This window comes from Microbaculum marinisediminis, from assembly GCF_025397915.1.
GTDB classification, from domain to species: domain Bacteria; phylum Pseudomonadota; class Alphaproteobacteria; order Rhizobiales; family Tepidamorphaceae; genus Microbaculum; species Microbaculum marinisediminis.
Window position 1 is genome coordinate 372,986 of sequence record NZ_JALIDZ010000001.1, and the last position, 19,744, is coordinate 392,729.

The following is a 19,744-nucleotide window of genomic DNA, read 5'->3' on the forward strand; positions in this document are numbered from 1 at the left end:
GTCATTCCGCCGCCTCCCCGGCCGCGCCGCGGCGCACCCGGACCATTCCGAACACGGCGCCCGAAATGTCGTATCCAGGCAGCGCGGCGCGCGTCATGTCGGCCCATTCGGCCGGGATCTGCCCCCGCGAGATCCAGCCGCCCAGCCGTTGCCGGGTCGCGCCGTAGAAGCGTTCGGCCGCCTTGCGCCCGCCAAGCGCGCCGACGAGGTCGCGAACGTCGCGCAGGCGCCCGGTGGGGAGCGGTGCGCCCCCGCCATTCGCCACGTCGGCCCCGGTGGCCTCGCCGATCAGCGCGCCGAACACGTCGGCAAGCGCGGCATAGGCATCGGCTTCCCGCTCTGCCCGGTCGCGCCGCTCCCAGTAGCCGTCGGCCAGCCCGACACCGCCGGGACCGGCACCGCCGGGGCCGCCCCCGCCACCGGTGGCCGCCCGGGCGATCTCCTCGCGCTGGCGCGCCCGCAGTTGCAGCGCCTCGGCCCGGCGCGTGACGGCCTTCTCGCGCGCGGCCGCGTACAGCTTTTCAGGTGTCAGCATCACGATGGATTTCCTTCTTCCCTGTCGGCGCGATCGGGATCCAGTCGGCCGGCGCGCCGACGTTCCCCGCGAATGGCTCGAAGGTGATCGCGGCTACCCACGGGTTTGCCTCCCAGCCGAAACCGCGAGGCGCGTTGAGGCGCTCCCAAAGGTCGCGGAACTCCTCGTCGGGACTCGGATCCCATTCATCGGGGAAGCAAGGATTAGGACCGAGGCAACCGGCGCAGCCCTCCGCGATCGCGTGCGCTTTGGTGATGTCCTGCACCCGCTGGACACGAACGTCGGTCACGCGGAGCGTGAGACGGGAGGCCCAGCGGGGCATGTGGATCGACGGGCGCTTCAGCCAGACCGCATCCGGATCGGGTGCGGCGAAGGCACCGTTTCTAAACGCTTCCGGATAGTGCCTGTTGGGTACGTTCGGCGGATTACCGTCGATCGCATAGTGGATCCGCCTGCCCCATAACCATGACGTAGGTTCAGGCTCGCCGGAGGGTAGCGTGCCCGGGTAACGCGCCGACTGCCAGACCGACTCCCGCACCCACAGCAGGTCGCCGGGGATATAGCGGAGCGGGATTTTGCAATCGGCATCCGGGGCGACATAGCCGAAGACGGCGGTTAGCTTGGGTGCATAGATGCCGACGAGGGCCATGTCTGCCGGAGGCTGCGGCTTCAGCACCCGCCGCGTCTGCGTCTTGCGCCCGTGGAGGATCGCGCGGACCATCGGCCCGGAGAACAGGATCGGCCGTGTTTTCGGCTCAGCCATCGACGCCTCCGGCCGTTGTCGCCGCCGGCATCTCGCGCCATTCGCGCCCGTCCAGCAGCGCGCCGGCGGCCTTCTTGCCGAGGCGGTAGACATCTGGCGCGTCGTCGCAGTGCATTTCTTCGCTCTCGCGAGGTGTAACGCGCCCAAACCGCCAGCTATTGCCGAACCACCAAGCACCAGTCTCCGTCCTGGTCGGCGGCCCCGCGGCACACTCGCCCGGCGCCCATTCGCCCCACTGTTTTAGGAAGAACGGCACGCCCGCGGCCTGACACTGATCGCGCAGGGACCGCGCCCAGGCGGGATGCATCGGCCGCGCCCCGCGCCCGCTCTCCCCGCCGACGATCACCCAGTCGAGGCGACTGCCGCTCTGAAAGTCCGGCGGACCCGAAAGAGCATCGTCGCAAAGAACGGCGTCGCCGATGCGGCCTCCCGTTGGGATCATGGTCAGATCCACCGGTCCGAGCAGCGGCTCCGCGCTCACGAACCGCACCGCCGCCGGCGTCGCCAGCAGGTCGGGGATCCGTTCGTCGGCGCGGGTCTGGTCCTCCGCGCTGACGCCGAGCCAGACGTTGGGAAGCGGCCAGGATGGCAGACATTCCAGCGGTCCGTCGTATCCCAACTTGATGACCGCTTTTCCAAGCCCATCCGCCCGTCGCAGACAGTGCGGCGCCATGTAGTCCCGCATCCGCGCCGAGCGTTTCGTCAGCACCTGGAATGTGTGCTGCGGCGCAAGCGCCATGACGGCGAAGACGCGGTCGATCCAGTCGTCGGGGACGGCTTCGTGGAACAGGTCGCCCATCGAGTTGACGAAATACATCGTCGGCTTGCGGCGCCGCAGCGGCTTCGCCAGCACAGCCTCCGGCGCCAGTGCCACCTTACCCGTCCAGACCGGACCGGCCCTCGAGTCCTGCGTCGTGCCGGCGTAGTGCAGCAGATGCGGATCGCCCGTGCCGTCCGGCCGAGGCGCCATCGCCTCCAGCCGCGCGGCCATTCGCATCGCGTAGCAGTTGGTGCAGCCCGGCGAGACGACAGAGCAGCCGGTGACGGGATTCCAGGTCGCGTCGGTCCATTCGATCGTCGAGTGCTCAGCCATGTGGACCTCCTTCATCCCTGTCGGGCGTTCCGCCTTCCGCGCCTCTTGCGTCCCCGCCCGGATCGCAATCCGCGTCGATCAGCGCCTGGCAGGCCTCGTTCAGCGAAACGGCGAAGGCCACCGCCCGGCCGAGGCAGAGCGGCGCCACGGCGACGATCCGCCCTGTACGGTCATGCAGCTCCACGAAAATCTCGCCGTCCGGCCCGTGCGAGACGACGACGGTCGAGGCCACGGGTATGGCGGTGGGGGCCGGGATGCCCATCACGACGCCCTCACCGCGGCCGCCGCAATCGCAACGATTGCCAGCCCTGCGATGACGCACAGCACCGCCAGGAGCCGCCGGGCGTCGCCGTCGCCGAACAGCGGGGCGGACCGCCGATCGCGATCCCGTCCGGACCGCGCCGCAGCCGCAGCCGCATCCGGCGCCGCGAGTTGCTGGTCGAACCGGACGCCCGGACCGGCGAGGATCGAGCGCGGCGCGGCGAGCGCACACGCCTGGATCGTCACGTTGGCGACGAAGGGCGTGTCACCGATCAGCCGGATCGCCTCGCGCTCCGCGTCCGTCGCGGGAAAGGTTCGGAAAACCGGGGTTGTCATGCGGCGCGCTCCTCGTCTTCGCCCGCAGGCTGATGGTCTTTCCAGTCGACGCGGTTGACGATACGCGCGCCCGAGTAATCCCCGTCCTCGTCGCGCTCCCATACGAACCAGGCGGTGTTCATCCGGCTCTCGGCTTCCGGCCCGGCCCAGCCATCGCGGTGCATCATCGGCAGGCGGCGCGTGAACACGTGGATCCGCGCCGGCGGACAGTCGTCCATGACGTAGTTGCGGTCTGGGTCGTCGAAGCCGCAGAGGAAGTTGAGGTTGAGCAAGAGCGCCATCTTCGGCGGCCGGTGCTCGCGCAGCGCGTGGGCGACGAAGGCGTTGAGCACCTTGCCGTAGGGCGGATTCGTGATGATCGTCGGACGCTCGCCGGTCCACAGCGCGCCGCGCCATGGTCCCCGGATGCCCTGCTCGGCGTCCGACCAGCGTGTCTCGAGGAAACTGCCGACCTCCTGCAGCTCGCCGTCGGCGTTCGCCCGGCTATAGTCCTCAAGATCGGTGAAGACGACCTCGTGCCCCGCCGCCTCCAGCACGCGACAGATCGCTCCGCGCCCGCAGGCCGGCTCCCAGATCGTGCGCACCTGCTCGAACCGCTCCACCGCGAGGAGCGCATGCATCGCCTCGGGCGGCGTCTCGTAGAGATTGTTGCCGCGCTCACTGTCCGTGGCGCTGTCGGTGCCGATGGCGGCCCGCAGGTTGATGCCCCCCTTCTCGGAAAGCGCCCGCTCGCGCCAGCGCGCGATCATCGCATCGAAGGCATCGGCCGCGATGCCCGCTGCCTTCTGCATGCGGCTCGACGTCTTCTTGTCGATGCCGAGTTCGGCGAGCGTGACCTTCTCCCCCCGCGGCAGCGGGGCGGGGCGATCGGCCTCCGAAACCGGTTCCGTGGTGGAACCGGTTTCTGCTGGGCGGGTCGGTCGCCCTCCGGCCGACAGCAATCCGGCCTCCTTGATCTCCTTCAGCAGCGCACCGCCACGCCGATCGGCGTGCAGGCGCATCTCGGCGGCGTCCACCTCGAGCTGCCGGTTGTTGGCGCGGCGGGCATATTCCTGGACGGCCGCCATCTTGTCGGAGATGCCGCGCACCTCCTCCAGCGTCTTGGCCTCGGCAAGCGCACGGCAAGCCTCATCGTAGCGGGTGAGCGCCGTCATGGGGTCTCCCCCCATCCGTCGCGGAGGACGTCGAGCCTGTCGTTCTCGACTGGCCCTTCGGCCTTCCAGCGGGCCTCGTGCGGCCGGCTTGGAAGCGGCTGGATCACGCCGCCGCGGATCCCGCGCTCGCGCATGCACCGGATCGCCAGCGCCCAGCTCTCCAGCCCGTCCGCCGCGCCGTCGTAGGGGATATCCCTGCGCCCCTGGTCGGTCATCGGCTCAACCCGGTTCGGCGGCTTTGGCCGCGCTGCGGATCTCCAGCGCGGCGCGCATCATCGTCTCGGTGCGGGCCATGACGGCGATCCGCGTCGCGATGTCCTCCTCGGTCACGGCCTCCGAGACATGACGCAGGTGCCGCATCAGGGCGGGCATGCCCGCGCCGCGGGCGATCAGCGCGATCAGCAGGACGTCGGCCTGATGGGTCCACGTCACGATCCCTCCCGTGCCCGTGCTTCACGGGCGAGCCGCGCAAGCGCTCGCTTCACGTGTGACACGTCGTGAAATGGATTGTTTTCGCAGGCTTTTCCCGGTCCCGCCTCGGGGCCCATCGCCGGCGGATTGATCCGCGCGAGGCTCTCGACGATCTCGGCGATCAGCGCCGGCGGGGCGCTGTCGGAGACGGTGAATTCGTTGGGATGCTTGCCGGTCCACGCCGCGATCCGCAGCAGCGCGCCCGCGCTCAGCGCCCGTCCCTGGCCGATCCGGCACAGCGTCGCCGCCGAGAGACCGCCGATCGCCCGCGCGGCCGCCTCCATCGACGTGATGCCCAGCGCGAGCCGGCGCCCGAGCACGGCCGCGGCGACGATCTCGTGCGACAGCCGGCCGCGATAGGCGGGCACGTCCTTCCCGGCCGGCGCGAGGCCCACCGGATCGAGATCCAGCGGATCTAGATCCAGCGCGGCGCAGACCGACAGATAGTCGCCGGCCGACAGCCCCCGCCTGGCCCGCAACGCCCGGATGCCGCTTCGGCTGACGATCCCGGCGCGCGGATCGAGCCGCGCCGACGCGACGCGCCCGAGCCGCTCCCAGTTGATGGCCCCAGCTCCCGGGCGCGTGCTCATGATCCCGCCGCCTTCCGCAGCCGGCGCTCGTGGTGACGGCGCGCGCGCCCGCGCAACCAGTCGGCGAAGGACTGCACGATCTCGGCGAGACCAATGAGCCACGCGCCGCTACGTCGCCTCGTCGCCACCGATCTGCCTCCTCAACGAGTCCAGTTCCGCCCGCGCCGCCGCCGCCCGCCGCTCCAGTTCCAGGAGCCGCGCGCCCCTCTCGACATCCGCCCACCAGTCCGGCGCGCGCCCGAACTCCGGGTCCATCAGCTCGCGGATGAATTCAAAGCCCGCATCCGAGCGGATCAGGTTCGCGAAGGTCGCCCCGCTCGGCTCGGTCCGTTCGGCCAGCGTCATCTGCGCCGAGCGCACGGTCGTGCCGGCGAATTGCGCCAGCCAGTGGGCCGTCTTGACCGGCCACAAACGCCGCGCGGCGCAGATGACCGACAGCAAGGCCATGTTTTTCTTCCTGTTTTTGGTGGGGGTGAATCGCGCTTCGTTTTTTGCGAATCGCGCTTCGCGGCCGCCGTGAGAGGCTTTGGCCATGACATCGACGATAGACATCACACCCGCCCCCGAATGCCGAGGCCCGCAACGACGTCGCCACGGAGACCGCCGCGCGGCAGGTGCGACAGACGCACCGAAGCAGCGAATGTGGCCGGAAGGCAGCTCATTCCGCCGCCTCGACGATGGGGGCGGGATAGATGTCCGGGCCACACGGGTGAGCGGGTGCCTTCATGGCAGACACCACGCGATGAATGCCGCCACGGCTTCGGCCGCGAGCAGGAACAGGACCAATCGGGTGAGGCCGGGCGTGACGGTAAGCGTGCTATGCTTGGCGCCTTCAACCGCGGAGATATCGATGGACGAAGACGTCAGCGACGACGCCCTTTTCGAAGTCCACCAGCGGATCGTCGGGCTCGAATTCTGTTTCGCCGAACTGGTGCGGCTGCTGCACGAAACGGGCGTCATCGATGGTGCCGTCCTTTCCGAGCAGATCGGCCTGATGTTCGACGACTTTCAGCGGAAGAATGAGGACGGATCGCTTCTGACGGAGATTCATCGATGCCGCGATCTCGTGGACATGGCGACGGCCCCTGAATGGAACGGGCCGACCTCCATGCCGTTCTCCACGCGCCCCCGGCGCGGGAGCCGTCGCGACGATCAGTGATGGTCGTGGCGTCGATCATTCCGCCACCTCGACGGTGGGGGCGGGATAGATGTCCGGTCGAAGCTCGTGGCGAGGAATGCCGGTCACCTCTTCAATCGGGATGACGAACTCGGCGGACACGCCCTTTTTTGAGCGCGTCAGCCAGTACCAGACCTGCGATTGCGTTGTACCGATCTTCGCCGCCAACGGCTTCTGGCCGCCCACGACCTCTACGGCTCTCTGAAGCGCTGACGTACTCATAAGGACGAAGGATCACTAAAATTTTGGTACCAGTCAACCAAAAACTCTGTGGCAACGCCACTACCGAATGATTGGTAGTGTCCCGGCTATGTCGAAGCTCGGAAAAAGAGTCGCAGCCAGGCTAAAAGACCTGGGTCATGAAAAGGACGGCCAGACTTGGCTCGCGAAGAAAATTGGCATGCGGCAGCAGGGCATACAGGCGATCATCGCCGGCCGATCGGAACGTCCCCGTAAGCTTCTTGAAATCGCCCGCGCACTACAGACGACGCCAGAATACCTTGTCGGTGACACGGACGATCCGGAGCAGCGTGAACTAACCTACGCGCCACTCCCCGAGAGTGAGCCCGATTGGCACCAGCGCCACCACCAAGCCGAAGCCGGCGATGTGGCCAACCTGTCGATTCGCGGCGGCCTCGGGCTCGGCAGCGTGGACGGCGTTAAAGCCGACGACAACGGGGAACTCTACGCAGACCAAATTGCAGGGTATTGGAGCTTCCCGGACACCGTGAAGGCCGGCCTCCGAAACCTGAAGAATATCTATGCCCTCCCGGTCATTGGCGACAGCATGGAGCCCGCTCTCAAGTCCGGCTCCTTCGTCTTCGTCGACATGTCGCATACGGTCCCGCAGCCGGAGGACATCTACGCTTGTGACTACGGCGACGGGCTGTCCATCAAGCGCCTGCAGCTCATACCGCGCTCCAAGAAGATCCGGGTCATTTCCGATAACGAACGATACCAGACGCATGAGCTGCTTCGTGATGATGTCCGGGTCTATGGTCGCGTCGTCGCCTGGTTCCAGTGGCGGGGGTGAGCGCGGGGCACGCTCGCTAGAATAGACGGGGAGTGAACGACGGAGTGGCTCGTAACTGGGCGGTGCAACCTGATTGGGATCGCGGATGTGGGAGCAATCCACGTCGCAACAGGTATCGTCTCTGCAATGCTACTCGTCGCCAGCGTCTGGATCGCTGTTTTATAGCTGCAGCGATCCTCAGCACGATCTTCAGCTGATCGGGCCCCATCTGGCCGCCCGACCCGGCCGGCGGGCGGTCGTTGCGAAGGAAGATCGATTACCCCCTTACCGGCTGACAATGGTTGCCTGCTTCCTCCGACACTGACAATCTGGAGTAGTATCGAGCGTATCTCGGCGAGTCGGTTCGGTTTGTTGGTTGTCGTTCATTGGCAAAAGGAAGATGGCGCTTAAGTTTCATCCGCGCGCGGGGCAGATTTTCGTTTGCGACTTCAAGGGCTTTAAAGAGCCCGAAATGGTCAAGCCAAGACCGGTGATTGTGATTTCACCAAGGCTGCCCTATCGATCCGAGATCGTTGCTGTGGTGCCGATCAGCCTGACTGAGCCTCGGCACCATCTGCCATTTTGCTACCGCCTCTCGAAAAACTATCACCCCGACGAACCCGACGGTCTGCCCTGCTGGGCGAAAGCAGACATGCTGATGAATCTCGGCACATACCGCTTGAACGGCTTCAAGGTAAGGCGACGCAAGTACGAATACCCGACATTGTTGCCTGATGATTTGGCCGGAGTGCGTCGGGCGGTGCTTTGCGGTCTCGGACTGGACCGGATTGAAAAGCAGGCCTGATTCTACTATATTGTCGGGCGTAACCCGGGTGTCGGGCTTTAAGACCTAGCAAGCTAGGCAGGCTTCCACTGAGCGATGACAAGCTCCGGAAAGCCTAGATATTGTCACCGTCCCAAAGCCCCGCCTTGCGCGGGGCTTTCGGCTATCTGGGGCGCGGACAGATGCGCGTCTCGGAACTGCCTGATTAAGCTCTCTGCTTGGAGCGTCCGCAGGCTGGTTTTTCCGGATTACTCGTCATAGATATGCACAAGGTGAATCTCTGACGGCTCGAAATCGAGCCCGATCCGTTTGGATAATAGCACTATATCACCCTTGATGCGATCTTTCCCCCAAAGTTGCTCCGGCGAAGCCGCGTCCATCAGCTTCATTCGCAGTCTCTTATTGTAGAGCCCGACCGGGATCGCAGCCCAGCCAACAGCATCTCTATCTTTATCCTGCGCGTGTATTTCTAATGTAACCCCATTGTGATGACGTGACTTTTCCGTCTTTGACGCCGCCTCATAAGCATAATCCATAGGCGCATCCGCAACGGTTTTGCTGTCTATTTCGGTTTCATTCACCAATATCGGAGCGTTCGCCTGCTTCTTGCTTGGCATGAAGAATTTTACCGCGCTATCCCCCAACTGTTTCATCCGAGTCTTTGTGCAGTACCTCTTATCGAGCAATTTCTTGACTTCTTCCTCTGATTTGCCGGAGCGCTTAGCTAAATCGGTTATCAATGACTTTTTGAATATTCGTATAGGGGTATCTTGCACTTTACCAAGCATGAGTTTTTGTACGAAATCAGCACCATAAACAATCGCCACCAGCGCTAGTATAACGAGTAGCGTTTCGGCATTTTCCGGTACGGCGTACCCGGTGTGATCTTCTATCAAGGCCGGGAGTCCCTCTTGCAGCTCATCCTGAAAGAGGGCAAACAGCCCTACGACTAGTATTTCCTTGAGGCTCCCGTGCGAGATTTGCCGGACTCGGACGTCGATTTTTTCGACAACAAGCCCAGGTATGAAATTCTCTAAGTTTTTTCCGGCTTCCTCCAGAATCCTCTGAAGTGCAAGCAGGCTGTTGATTATGTCGGGTATCGGAACGGGTTCCGTAGTCTGATACTCGACCTTGAATGGCACTTGAATTTCCATTGCGCCCCTCCCACACGTTCCGCGCGTATAGAAGCAGGCAACAACTGCAATGTGGAGTCAGAATCGAGAGGGGCGCGACTGGTGCATGGCATGAGCCGCACGGAAATGCCTCAATAAGCACGCCACGAACGGTTTCCGCGCTACACTCCCGTTTCGATCGGTAGGCGCGGCCGCGCGCATCGGTCTCCTGATCCGACATTCCCCCCCCCTCCTTCCACGACTATGGGCGGAGTGTACCAGGCGCGCGACCGTAATACCAATTTATCTGTTGATTTATTACCAAATTATTTGTATATCCTCTTGTCGAATGCAGACAGGAGCCCCGCGATGGCGTGCCCCATCTCCTCCCCCGAATTCCGAGATGCCCCCGCCGCATCGGGGCGCGGTGACACCCCGGTCGCCACTCAGCTGCACCCCTTCACACGTGACTGGTGGGCCACGCTCCACACCCTCGTCGTGGCGGGCCGGGTCACGGACGCGCAGGCGATGGTGCCAGCCGCGCCGCACTGTCGGTGGGTCGCGTGGACGCGGCCGGCCGGGTGCGATCCGTCACGGTTTCGCGCGGTCGCGGGCGTCAATGCGCGCCGCTGGCTTGACTGGTATGCCGCGCACGGCATCGACCTGCCGGATCTCGACCCGGAAGTGTGGATTTGGGTGCCCGCGGGACACCCCCCTAGTCGGGACGGGGGAGACACGCCATGAACGCGCTCACCCGATCCGACACCTTTGAGTACGGCAGGGTCTCCGGCCCGCGCGCGACCGACAGCTCGGCCAACAGCACCGTGCGCATGTCCGGGTCGAACCGCGAGATCGTCCGGCCTAAAGCGGCGAGGATGCGCTCCGTCGCGGCAAGCCCGATTTCCGTCTCGCTCGCCGTAGCCTCCCACTCGATCAGCCGCTCCCAGTGCTCGTCTTTATCCATCCGTCCCACCATCGGTGTCGTTCCCTCCGCCGATGGTATCCCCGCCCGGGCAGCCGGCAAGCCTGCGGGCAAGCCTGCCGCGCCCCTCCCCGCGTCGCGCCCGGGCGGTCCTGCTTTCAGAGATTGGAGGCTCCCGTGACCGACCATCTGATCCCCATCACCCTGGCCGAGCAGGGCCGGCGCAACCGTTGCGTCCCCGAGGCGATGGCCCGCTGCATCGCGCATCGCAGCCTGATCCGAAAGCGCGGCGCGGGCGGGACGCCCGACCAGAACGAGACAATCCTCCGGGTCCACCCGGAGGATCTCCTGCGCGACGGCTTCACGCACGCGGAGCTCGCGCGCTACTGGACCCGCGCGAAGGAGCTGGTCGGGGAGACCGTCACCTCCCTGCCCGAGGTGGCTGCGCTGGCCGCCTTCATCGGCTTCGTCGGCTGCATCGCCGCGAGCGTCGGGGGGGCGTGATGCCGGCACCCGCCCGCACCCGCTCCGTCCGCGCCCCCCTTGCCCGACAGGCGGCGATCGCCTGCAACAGCCAAATGTTCCGCACCTTCCTCGTCCGCGCCAAGGGCTGCAGCGAGGCGGCGACGATCGACGGCGCGGCGACGGCCGTGCGCGTCCTGTGCGGTGTCACCAGCCGTGCCGACTTCGACCGTCACACCGACGCCGGCGTCGCCTGGCGCGACCTGTGGGCGGAGTATCAGGGCTGGAGAAACCCGCGATGACCGCACCGCCGCCCCGCCTCTATACGATGGAGGAAACCGCGGCGATCCTGCGCATGTCCCGCCGCCTGCTCCAGGACTTCATAAAGCTGCACCCGTTCTATAAGATGTCCGGCCGACGCAAGGTGTTCAGGGCGGCCGATATCAACCGCCTGATAGAGGCCCTACCGGAACCCGTGTCATGCCCCTCCGGATCGTCCCGCCCCGCAAGGGCAAGTCGCCGAACTACACCATCCGCGGCACCTACCTCGGGGTCCGCGTTGATCGAACTTCGGGATCTCCTGTCCTCAAGACAGCCCGGCAGGTCAAACGGCGGATCGAAACCGAGATCGAACGTGGTGCCCTTGTCCCGCGCGGCGGGAAGACCTTCGCGATAGCGGCGCTGTCCTATATTCGCGCCGGCGGCGACCACCGGTTTGTCGACCGACTTGCCGATCACTTCGGCGAGACGCCGCTCGCGCACATCGACCAGGCCGCGATCGACGACGCCGCGCACGTCCTTTATCCGGACGCCAGCCCGGCCACGCGCAACCGGCAGGTCTACACGCCACTGTCGGCGATCCTGAAACACGCCGGCGCCGGCTTTGAGCTGAAGCGCCCCAAGGGCTCGGCAGGCCAGTCCCGATTGCGATGGCTATGGCCCGAGGATGCGGATCGCATCTTCGACGCCGCCAGCAAGGTCGACGCGGAATTCGCGACGTTCCTGCACTTCCTCTGCTACACCGGCATGCGGCTCAGCGAAGCCTTGTGGCTGCGGTGCGCCGACATGCGCCTGTCGGAGGGCTTCGCGTACCTGCCCACGTCGAAGACGGAAGATCCGCGCGCCATCTTCCTGCCGCCCGTCCTGGTCGCCGCGCTCGCCAACCACCCCCGCGGGCTCGATCGCAAGGGCGAGACCGTCTTCCGGTTCCGCAAGAACGGCTATCTCTACGGTCTCATGCGCGCCGCGCGGATGCGGGCGAGCGGCGTAACGCCGGTCCCGCGCGAACCCGGCGAGGCCGATCCGCCCTATCTGTACGATTGGGTGACCTTCCACACCTTCTGCCACACCTATGGCACGTGGATGCGCCGCTACGGCGGACTCGACACACACGGGCTCGTCGGGACGGGCCGCTGGAAAAGTGAGAAGTCGGCGGCCCGCTATGCCCATGTCGTCGTCAGCGAGGACGCCCGGCGCGCCGCGCTCTTGCCGACGCCAAAACGTGGAAAATCCGTGGAGGATTGAAAAAAGCTAATAGATTCAACGACGGAGTCTCCCCTTGGTAAGGGAGAGGTCGCGTGTTCAATCCACGCCATGGGCACCAGTTTTTCCAGAATTGCCTCTAAAGATGAAGCCAGCGGGCAACCCCAGCGAACGCCGCCCCTTGCAATCGGCAGATCGCGCCCCATATCTCACTCAATCCCGGACGGACAGGCTGCTTTGCGCGGACGTCACCGCCGCAACAGTCGGGATGTGGCCAGCACGGATGTACTGCGGCCACGTTCGTCCCGCGGCCTTTGACGTTTGAGGCCGGGATCGCCCGGGTGAAGTCGACAGCGTAGTACGCCGGAGTTAATCGGCGTAACTACCTGTCGCGACTTCCCTCCCCCATCCCACTTTCAGATAATTCCCCCTCCGGCCCCCACCGGTTCACGCATGCGCGCGGCGCGGAGCGCCCGGCACCACGGCAATCCGCCGGCACACGACCGCCCTACACCGCGTCGAGCTGAACTGCCCGGCGGGTATAGGCGAGCGGGTGGCCGAGCGTGGCGGCCGCGAGGACCTCGAAACGGGCACCGGGCTCGCGCTCGACGGCAAGGGCGACACGGTCGACGATCAGGGCGCGGCCGATGACGGGCTCGAAGAAATCCGTGAGGATATCTTCCATGTCCACCGCCCGAGCGGCATCCGTCCTGCCGGTCAGGGTGAGATGGAAGCTCGCCTCGTCGAACACGAAGGGGTAGCCCCAGCGCTCGAGATTGGCCTGCTGGCGCGCGTTCAGGCCGGCGGCCTGACGACGCGCGATCTCGGCGTGCGTGGGCGCCTTCCGGAAATCGTCGAAGGCGCGCACCGCGCGCGCCGACAGGGCCTCGACCTGCTCGTCGCGGATCGCCGGCATCAGGGCGAAGAAGCCGCGCAGGTGCTTTAGCGACAGGACGGGTATGCGGACCGGCGTGACCGTGCGGGCGAACCCGCGTAGCGCCTCGACCAGTTCGCCTTCGCCGCGCCCCTCGGCGAGCCGGAACGGCGCCTTCAGGGTCGCGTGCAGGCCATAGCGGGCCGGTTCCGACACGAGGCCGCCCCAGCTCTCCGCCTCCAGCCCGCGGACGATCGGCGCGGCGAAGGTGGTTCCGGTCTCGACGTCATAGCCAAGCCAGCGGGCACCGAACTCGGCCAGGTCGGTATCGGGATCGGGAACGAAGTAGATCGCGTAGCGCACGCACAGTCTCCTTACGCGGGTCGCGCGGTCCGCCGGATTGCGGACCGATCCTATTCGGTATCCACGGGGCATTACAGCGCGATGACGGCCCTGCGCGACCGGAGACGGGTCGCGGCGATCGGCCGTTTCCGGTAGGATCCGCCAGGGATTGATGGGGCTGTGATCGTGCCAGACCGAGCCGGGACCGACCAGTTGTTGCGTGACGCGGCGGCGGCGATCAGCGCCGGCGACTGGCGCGGCGCCGAAACGGCGCTCCTCACCTGCCTGGAGCGCCGCGCGGAAGACGTTTCCCTCGCCTACAATCTCGCCCTGGTGGAAAAGAGGCTCGGCAAGCCCGCGCAAGCCGAACAACGACTGGCGCGCCTGCTCGCGACAGCTCCGGATCACGCCAATGCACGGTTCGAGTATGCCGCGTCCCTGATGGACCGCGGCGCGGAGACCGACGCGCTCGGCGCATTCGAGACCTATCTCGCCGCCGTGCCGGACGACCCGGACGCGCGCCTGAACGCGGCGCGCCTGTGCCTGCGTCTCGGCAGGGGGAAAGCGGCGGCGGTCCATCTGGAGCTGGCCGAGTCCGTGCGGCCCGGCGATCCGGCGATCCGGCTGGGTCGTGCCGAAACGGCGCGCGATCTCGGCGAGGTCGACGAAGCGCGGAACCTGTTCGGCGCGCTCTATTGGGATGCGCCCGGACTCCGACCCGAAATCCTGAAGGCGATGAGCCAGGGCGCACGCGGCCGGCTTCCGCTCGACCGGCGACGCCTCGGATAGGTACGGGATATGTGAAAATTGATATTTGTTAATTCATAACAATACATATTTCTGACTTGGAGATCAACTACGTTTTATGCAGCCAATCTCAACCCAGTCCGCCGCCTTCGCTGAAACACTCCGACTGAACAGTATTTAGCCGAATTTATTATTCGGAATCCCTTGCTAGACGCGAGCGAAAGCCTCGCTAGAGCACCGCTTCTCTTATTGTTTCGACTATGAATACTTCCGACGTTAACCAATGCTTCAACACCCACCCCCTTTAAATCAGGAGAGAATTTTGGCTCCGCGTTGCGGCCTAACCGTTGCCGGACAGTATTCGGGGGGACTCATGAAATCGCTATCGCTCAGAAATATCCTGCTCGCGATCACCGGGCTTCTCGGGCTCGCCGTGATCGGCCTTGCGGGGCAGATGACATTCGACATGGCCGGTCAGCGCTCCAGCGCGATGCAGACCGAGGAAACCAACATGATCGGCGACCTGTTGCTCGGCAGCGCCGGCAACTGGGCGATCGAACGCGGGATCAGCATGACCGCGCTCAGCGCGAGCGAGCCCGTCAGCAGCGACCGCCGCGCGGCGATCGACAAGCAGCGCCAGCTCGCCGACACGGATCTGAAAACCGCCCTGGACCGTCTCGGCGGGACGAAGACGAACCTGGCCGCGACGGAAGAGGCCCTGGCCAGGGTGGCGGCGCTCCGGCCGGAGGTAGATCGCGCACTGCAGATGCCGCTGTCCCAGCGCGATCCGCAACTGGCCGAAAAGTGGCTGACGACCATCACCGGCGTGATCGAAGCCACCCAGACGCTGCGCCGCTCGCTGGAACTGTCTCTCGACACCGCCGAGGCGCGGATGGCGCAGTATCAGCGCATGAAGGACGCCATCTGGGTGATGAGCGAATTCGCCGGCCGCGAACGCGCCGGCATCGGCGCGGCGATCGCCAGCGGCAAGCCGATGACCAACGCGTTCCTGGAAACGGTGGCAAGCCGGCGCGGGCGCGTCGAGTACGCCTGGGAAACCGTCCAGGCGGTCGCCGACAACGTTCCGGTCTCGCCCGACGTCACCAGCGCGATCGAGACGGTCCGCCGCGATTTCTTCGGCGACCTCGGCAAGACCCGCCAGGCCATTCTGGCGGCCGGTGCCGCGGGCGATCCCTATCCGCTGACGGCAAGCGAATGGGTCGGCGCGGCCACGGCGGGCATCAATACCATCCTCACGCTCAGCAGGGCGACCGGCGCGCAGATCGAAACGCTGGCGGCCGAGACGGCGGGCAGCAGTTCGCGCGCCATGATCGTCAGCATGGTCATCCTCGGCATCGCCCTTGTCGTGGTCGCCGCGGCCTTCTGGCTGATCATCAGCCGCGTGACGCGACCGCTGGAAGCGATGCGCAGCGCCATGGCCTCGCTGGCGGACGGCAACAAGGAGATCGCGGTTCCGGGTCTCGGACGCCAGGACGAGATCGGCGCCATGGCCGAGGCCGTCGACGTGTTCCGCCAGAACGCCATTGAGATGGAACGGCTGCAGCTGGAACAGGCCGATCGCGACCGGCTTGCCCAGGAGGAGAAGCGCAAGGCCATGAACGAACTGGCCGACTCCTTCCTGGCGAGCGTCGGCGGCGTCGTCGAGATCGTCTCCTCGGCGGCGAGCGAGATGGAATCCACTGCCCAGTCGATGACGTCCACGGCGGAGGAAACCAACAGCCGGGCAATGACCGTTTCGGCGGCCGCCGAGCAAGCCTCGACCAACGTCAACACCGTCGCCTCCTCGGCGGAAGAGCTCTCCAGCTCGATCTCCGAGATCAGCCGTCAGGTACAGGAGGCGGCGCAGATCGCCCAGAACGCGGTGGCGAACGCGGAACAGACGAACGCCATGGTGGAAGGGCTTGCGGATACCGCGCAGAAGATCGGCGACGTGATCGAACTGATCAACACGATCGCCGAGCAGACCAACCTGCTCGCGCTCAACGCGACCATCGAGGCGGCGCGCGCCGGCGACGCCGGCAAGGGCTTCGCGGTCGTGGCGCAGGAAGTGAAGGCGCTCGCCGGACAGACCGCCAAGGCGACCGAGGAGATCGGCCAGCAGATCTCGAGCATCCAGACGGCCACCGGCGATGCCGTGGAGGCGATCCGCCAGATCGGCCAGACGATCACGTCGATCAACGAGATCTCGTCTACGATCGCCTCGGCGGTGGAAGAGCAAGGCGCGGCGACGCAGGAAATCGCCCGCAGTGTTCAGCAGGCTTCGGCCGGCACCGGCGACGTCAGCGCCAACATCGCCGGCGTCAGCTCGGCGGCGAGCGAGACCGGCACCTCGGCCGAGCAGGTGCTGAGCGCGGCGCGCGAGCTGGCCCAGCAGTCCGAACAGCTACGCACCGAGGTCAACGGCTTCGTCGAGCGCGTCCGCGCGGCCTAGGACCGATTGGCGGGGGGCGATCCGTCCCCCGCCCCCTCCACCTTGCGGATGGTACCGAGCGCCGTCGCGCAGAGTTTCTCCGTCTGACCATCGACGACGAACACGTCGCAGCGGACGACCGCCTGGGTGCGGCCCGCATGAAGCGCCGAGGCGCGGGCGATCAAGGCCGAGCCGATCGCCGGGCGGATATAGTTGATCTTGAGCTCGCCGGTGACGACGCCCGCTCCGAGCACCGCACCGCCGGCATAGGTCAGCGCGTTGTCGGCGGCGTAGCAGATGACGCCGCCATGGGTCATGCCGAGATGCTGCTCGGTATCCTCGCTCAACGGAACGCGCAGTTCGGTAAGATCCTCGCTCCAGCTCACGAGTTCCGCCTTCAACAGGCGGCTGAACGCCTGCGCGGCGAGGATCTGGCGGCCGAACTCCAGCATGTTTTCCATGGAGATTTCCTGGTCCGAAATTTCGAATAGAGAAGGGAGACCGGCTCAGGCCGGCCCGACGCGGAAGGACTTGCGATAGAGCCCGGGGTCTTCCGACAGACCGTCCTCAAGGGTGCGATGGGCGTCAAGACGGGCGGCGTCCATCGTCTCGGTGACGATCTCGATTGCCTCGCGCTTGACAGGGATTGCCTGGGCAACGGGCGTGCCCTTCGGCAGCACGCCTTCGAAATCCGGGTCGGCCCAGATCGCGGGGAAATGCACGAATCCGTCCGAGAACCGGTCGCAATCGACAATCCCGGCGAGTGTGCGGAACGGCAGATCCTCGCGGTTGAGCGGGTGGGTGAACAGCACCGACCAGCCTTCCGGCACCTCCAGAGCCCAGAAATTGGTGAACTTCACGACGAAGCGGTTTTCGTCCGCCTGCAGCGGCGCGCCGGCCGCCTGCTCGGGCACATGCAGGCCGATGGGCGAGCGGGTGTGGCGCAGGCCGGGCACGCGCGGCGCCTCCCAGTCCCAGCCAAGTTCGCCCTCCTTCACGGTGAGGTCGGCGGCCAGCGGCAGCAGCACACCCGTCGAGAAGGCGTCGAGCAGCGGCGGGCAGTGCTTGAGCGTGCGCACCTCGATGCCGCCGAGCGTTTCGCTGACGGTCGTCGACGGCATCGCTTTGAGCCAGTCCGGCAATCCGGTCCGGGCGGGCACCGGCCTGGGCAGGATGTCCTCGAAGCCCGGCAGGCAGCGGAAGGTCAGGCGCATTCGCGTGTCCCCTTCGTCATGCCGGACAGGAAAGCCGGGACGGCCGAAAAACGCAAACGGACCCGCGGGGGCTCCTGCCTTACCGCGCCATGCGCGCCTTGCGGTCGCGCTCCTTGAGCATGACGTAGGTTGTCGCCGCGATGACGGTAAGGACGACGAAAATGACGCCGATGACGTTGATGACCGGCGACAGGCCGAAGCGGAAGCGCGAGCCGATCTCGGTGACGAGCGTCCAGTTGCCGCCGATCGCGAACACGGTGGTGTTGTAGTTCTCGATCGACTGCAGGAAGGCGATCACGGCGGCGGTGAAGATGGTCGGCGCCAGGAACGGGATCGTGACGCGCCGGAACACCAGGAAGCTGGACGCGCCCAGGTCGAGCGCCGCTTCCTCCAGGCTCCTGTCCTGGCGCTGCAGGCGGGCCATGAACATCAGCATCGAATAGGAGGCGATGAAGGTCGCCTGGGCCATCATGGCAAGGAACAGCCCGCCGGGCACCTCGAAGTTGCGCCAGAAGATCAGCGTCGAGATGCCCAGGATGATGCCCGGGGTCAGGATCGGCGAAACGAGCACGCCGTAGAGCAGGCCGTTCCAGCGCGACTGCAGCCGCGTTAGGATGAACGCGCCGGACAGACCCAGCGGGATGGACACGGCGATGACGCCGATGCCGACCAGGATCGAATTCCACAATCCCTGCAGGATGCGTTCGTCGCCGGCGAGCTCGTCGAACCACTTCAGGGTCCAGCCGCGCCACTGCGTCACCGAGGGATAGTCGTAGGCGTTGAACGCGGCGAGCGTCATCACCAGGAGCGGCGCGAACAGGTAGATGAAGAAGACCACCATGTAGGCGGTGAGGACGATACTGGCCCAGCGCCCCTCGCGGGTCCTGCGGATCGGCGCGGGCGCTGCTGCGACGGTGGCGGTTGTCATGCTGCTGCCCCTCCACTCACCGCGCGATGTCGCGCACGCCGACGCGGAAGACCAGCATCATCAGGAAGATGAAGACGATGCAGACGACCAGCAGCGTGAAGGCGTAGGCCGCGCCCGCGTTCCAGTTGTTGGATTCGAAGAACTGCCTGTAGATCGTCTGACTGAACCAGTCGCCGGACGTGCCGCGCGTCATGATCTGCGGCACCGAATACGACCCCGCCGACAGCATGAATGTCATGATGCAGCCCACCGCGATGCCCGGCTTGGCGTGGGGGATGGCGACGCGCCAGTGGATGCGCCAGCTCGGCGCGCCCAGATCGCGCGCGGCCTCGAGCTGGTTGCGATCCAGCGTCTCCAGCGTGTTGTAGATCGGGAAGACCATGAACAGGATGTAGGTGTAGACCATCGCGACGAAGACGGCCGCGGGCGATTCCAGGAAGGGAATCCATTGCTTGGCGGCGAGATTGGTGACGCCGATCCAGTCCAGGAAGGTGTTCAGCACGCCCTGGTAGTCGAGGATCATCAGCCAGGCGTAGACCCGCAGGAGCTCGTTGATCGCATAGGGGATGATCAGCCCGAGCATCAGGAAGGCGGCAGCCTGGGGGGTCGCGACCTGGGCGACGGCGAAGGCGATCGGGTAGCAGACGACGAGCGCCAGAACCGTCACCATCGCCGCATAAACGATGGTGCGCACGAAGATCCTGAAATGCAGACCCGACATTCGGGTGTAGTTGGACAGCGTATAGACCTTCTGCGGCGCCTTCTCCTGGGCTTCCAGCTCGGCGATCCGTTCCTCGATGCCGGAGATCTTGTCCTCGATGGCCGGCTTGTCGGCGTCGGCGGCTCCCTGCGCATCGAACCGCAACAGCGAGACCTCGTTGTAGAGCCGGTCGATCTCCAGCGAGAGCTGGGTCGATTCCTGCCGCACCCACAGCGAGCGCTCGATCATGAAGAGCTGCGGGATGACGATCATGCCGAGCAACCAGGCGGCCGTCAGGAAGACGAACGTCCCGGACAGGGTGCGGCCGTAGGTGCGGGCGAGCGCCTTCATGTG

At 65.8% G+C, this 19,744-nt stretch carries 26 protein-coding genes; 8 read left to right on the forward strand and 18 right to left on the reverse strand.

Annotated features, from left to right (window positions below; translation table 11 throughout):
• Position 1: 1 nt before the first annotated feature.
• The 10 genes from MUB46_RS01925 to MUB46_RS01970 all read right to left on the reverse strand — a co-directional run bounded on the left by MUB46_RS01925 (position 2) and on the right by MUB46_RS01970 (position 5,755).
• Entirely contained in the window at positions 2–535 is a 534-nt protein-coding gene (locus tag MUB46_RS01925) for a hypothetical protein (protein ID WP_261614171.1), read from the reverse strand.
• On the reverse strand, positions 522–1,298 hold the full coding sequence (locus MUB46_RS01930; protein WP_261614172.1) for a hypothetical protein: 777 nt from the start codon (positions 1,296–1,298) through the stop codon (positions 522–524). Before MUB46_RS01930 ends, MUB46_RS01925 begins: the two co-directional genes overlap by 14 nt.
• Positions 1,291–2,391, reverse strand: coding sequence for a phage Gp37/Gp68 family protein (locus MUB46_RS01935; RefSeq protein WP_261614173.1), 1,101 nt, complete (start codon positions 2,389–2,391; stop codon positions 1,291–1,293). The genes MUB46_RS01930 and MUB46_RS01935 overlap by 8 nt, the downstream gene beginning before the upstream one ends.
• Positions 2,384–2,653 carry a hypothetical protein gene (locus tag MUB46_RS01940; protein ID WP_261614174.1) on the reverse strand — a complete coding sequence of 90 codons (270 nt, stop codon included), beginning with the start codon at positions 2,651–2,653 and terminating at the stop codon, positions 2,384–2,386. Before MUB46_RS01940 ends, MUB46_RS01935 begins: the two co-directional genes overlap by 8 nt.
• Positions 2,653–2,988, reverse strand: a complete 336-nt coding sequence (locus MUB46_RS01945) for a hypothetical protein (protein ID WP_261614175.1) — start codon at positions 2,986–2,988, stop codon at positions 2,653–2,655. The genes MUB46_RS01940 and MUB46_RS01945 overlap by 1 nt, the downstream gene beginning before the upstream one ends.
• Positions 2,985–4,142 (reverse strand): SAM-dependent methyltransferase, encoded by a 1,158-nt coding sequence (locus tag MUB46_RS01950; protein WP_261614176.1) that lies wholly within the window; start codon positions 4,140–4,142, stop codon positions 2,985–2,987. Before MUB46_RS01950 ends, MUB46_RS01945 begins: the two co-directional genes overlap by 4 nt.
• On the reverse strand, positions 4,139–4,357 hold the full coding sequence (locus MUB46_RS01955; protein WP_261614177.1) for a hypothetical protein: 219 nt from the start codon (positions 4,355–4,357) through the stop codon (positions 4,139–4,141). Before MUB46_RS01955 ends, MUB46_RS01950 begins: the two co-directional genes overlap by 4 nt.
• A gap of 4 nt (positions 4,358–4,361) precedes the next feature.
• Positions 4,362–4,574: a hypothetical protein gene (locus MUB46_RS01960; protein WP_261614178.1), complete on the reverse strand. Its 213-nt coding sequence runs from the start codon at positions 4,572–4,574 to the stop codon at positions 4,362–4,364.
• Positions 4,571–5,203 (reverse strand): hypothetical protein, encoded by a 633-nt coding sequence (locus tag MUB46_RS01965; protein WP_261614179.1) that lies wholly within the window; start codon positions 5,201–5,203, stop codon positions 4,571–4,573. Before MUB46_RS01965 ends, MUB46_RS01960 begins: the two co-directional genes overlap by 4 nt.
• Before the next feature lie 108 nt (positions 5,204–5,311).
• On the reverse strand, positions 5,312–5,755 hold the full coding sequence (locus MUB46_RS01970) for a hypothetical protein (protein WP_261614180.1): 444 nt from the start codon (positions 5,753–5,755) through the stop codon (positions 5,312–5,314).
• 298 nt (positions 5,756–6,053) lie between these two features.
• Here MUB46_RS01970 and MUB46_RS01975 point away from each other — a divergent pair, with 298 nt between their 5' ends.
• Positions 6,054–6,362, forward strand: coding sequence for a hypothetical protein (locus MUB46_RS01975; protein ID WP_261614181.1), 309 nt, complete (start codon positions 6,054–6,056; stop codon positions 6,360–6,362).
• A gap of 15 nt (positions 6,363–6,377) precedes the next feature.
• Here the strand turns inward: MUB46_RS01975 and MUB46_RS01980 are convergent, their stop codons facing one another.
• On the reverse strand, positions 6,378–6,602 hold the full coding sequence (locus MUB46_RS01980) for a transcriptional regulator (RefSeq protein WP_261614182.1): 225 nt from the start codon (positions 6,600–6,602) through the stop codon (positions 6,378–6,380).
• Between the two features lie 88 nt (positions 6,603–6,690).
• Between MUB46_RS01980 and MUB46_RS01985 the strand changes: the two genes are divergently transcribed.
• Complete coding sequence (locus MUB46_RS01985; RefSeq protein WP_261614183.1) at positions 6,691–7,413, forward strand: XRE family transcriptional regulator; 723 nt, start codon at positions 6,691–6,693, stop codon at positions 7,411–7,413.
• Between the two features lie 379 nt (positions 7,414–7,792).
• Positions 7,793–8,197, forward strand: a complete 405-nt coding sequence (locus MUB46_RS01990) for a type II toxin-antitoxin system PemK/MazF family toxin (RefSeq protein WP_261614184.1) — start codon at positions 7,793–7,795, stop codon at positions 8,195–8,197.
• A gap of 227 nt (positions 8,198–8,424) precedes the next feature.
• Here MUB46_RS01990 and MUB46_RS01995 read toward each other — a convergent pair whose 3' ends face one another.
• The gene (locus MUB46_RS01995; protein ID WP_261614185.1) at positions 8,425–9,330 is read right to left on the reverse strand and encodes a hypothetical protein; all 906 of its coding nucleotides are present in this window, start codon (positions 9,328–9,330) and stop codon (positions 8,425–8,427) included.
• A 673-nt stretch (positions 9,331–10,003) separates the two neighbouring features.
• Positions 10,004–10,252 carry a hypothetical protein gene (locus tag MUB46_RS02000; protein ID WP_261614186.1) on the reverse strand — a complete coding sequence of 83 codons (249 nt, stop codon included), beginning with the start codon at positions 10,250–10,252 and terminating at the stop codon, positions 10,004–10,006.
• Between the two features lie 135 nt (positions 10,253–10,387).
• Between MUB46_RS02000 and MUB46_RS02005 the strand changes: the two genes are divergently transcribed.
• The 3 genes from MUB46_RS02005 to MUB46_RS02015 all read left to right on the forward strand — a co-directional run bounded on the left by MUB46_RS02005 (position 10,388) and on the right by MUB46_RS02015 (position 12,196).
• On the forward strand, positions 10,388–10,714 hold the full coding sequence (locus MUB46_RS02005) for a hypothetical protein (RefSeq protein ID WP_261614187.1): 327 nt from the start codon (positions 10,388–10,390) through the stop codon (positions 10,712–10,714).
• Positions 10,714–10,974, forward strand: a complete 261-nt coding sequence (locus MUB46_RS02010; RefSeq protein WP_261614188.1) for a hypothetical protein — start codon at positions 10,714–10,716, stop codon at positions 10,972–10,974. Before MUB46_RS02005 ends, MUB46_RS02010 begins: the two co-directional genes overlap by 1 nt.
• 178 nt (positions 10,975–11,152) lie before the next feature.
• The gene (locus MUB46_RS02015; protein ID WP_261614189.1) at positions 11,153–12,196 is read left to right on the forward strand and encodes a tyrosine-type recombinase/integrase; all 1,044 of its coding nucleotides are present in this window, start codon (positions 11,153–11,155) and stop codon (positions 12,194–12,196) included.
• Between the two features lie 466 nt (positions 12,197–12,662).
• Here the strand turns inward: MUB46_RS02015 and MUB46_RS02020 are convergent, their stop codons facing one another.
• Positions 12,663–13,391: a DUF1045 domain-containing protein gene (locus MUB46_RS02020; protein WP_261614190.1), complete on the reverse strand. Its 729-nt coding sequence runs from the start codon at positions 13,389–13,391 to the stop codon at positions 12,663–12,665.
• Positions 13,392–13,556: 165 nt separating this feature from the next.
• Between MUB46_RS02020 and MUB46_RS02025 the strand changes: the two genes are divergently transcribed.
• Together MUB46_RS02025 and MUB46_RS02030 are read left to right on the forward strand one after the other, a co-directional pair.
• Positions 13,557–14,159 (forward strand): tetratricopeptide repeat protein, encoded by a 603-nt coding sequence (locus tag MUB46_RS02025; RefSeq protein ID WP_261614191.1) that lies wholly within the window; start codon positions 13,557–13,559, stop codon positions 14,157–14,159.
• Between the two features lie 331 nt (positions 14,160–14,490).
• Positions 14,491–16,569: a methyl-accepting chemotaxis protein gene (locus MUB46_RS02030; RefSeq protein ID WP_261614192.1), complete on the forward strand. Its 2,079-nt coding sequence runs from the start codon at positions 14,491–14,493 to the stop codon at positions 16,567–16,569.
• Here MUB46_RS02030 and MUB46_RS02035 read toward each other — a convergent pair.
• From MUB46_RS02035 to MUB46_RS02050, 4 genes are all read right to left on the reverse strand, one after another.
• A complete protein-coding gene (locus MUB46_RS02035; protein ID WP_261614193.1) occupies positions 16,566–17,009 on the reverse strand; it encodes a PaaI family thioesterase in 444 nt (147 codons plus the stop codon). The genes MUB46_RS02030 and MUB46_RS02035 overlap by 4 nt on opposite strands.
• 45 nt (positions 17,010–17,054) lie before the next feature.
• Positions 17,055–17,762, reverse strand: coding sequence for a hypothetical protein (locus tag MUB46_RS02040; protein WP_261614194.1), 708 nt, complete (start codon positions 17,760–17,762; stop codon positions 17,055–17,057).
• Positions 17,763–17,841: 79 nt separating this feature from the next.
• A complete protein-coding gene (locus tag MUB46_RS02045) occupies positions 17,842–18,690 on the reverse strand; it encodes an ABC transporter permease (RefSeq protein WP_261614195.1) in 849 nt (282 codons plus the stop codon).
• Positions 18,691–18,706: 16 nt separating this feature from the next.
• Positions 18,707–19,741: an ABC transporter permease gene (locus MUB46_RS02050; protein ID WP_261614196.1), complete on the reverse strand. Its 1,035-nt coding sequence runs from the start codon at positions 19,739–19,741 to the stop codon at positions 18,707–18,709.
• Between the last annotated feature and the right edge of the window lie 3 nt (positions 19,742–19,744).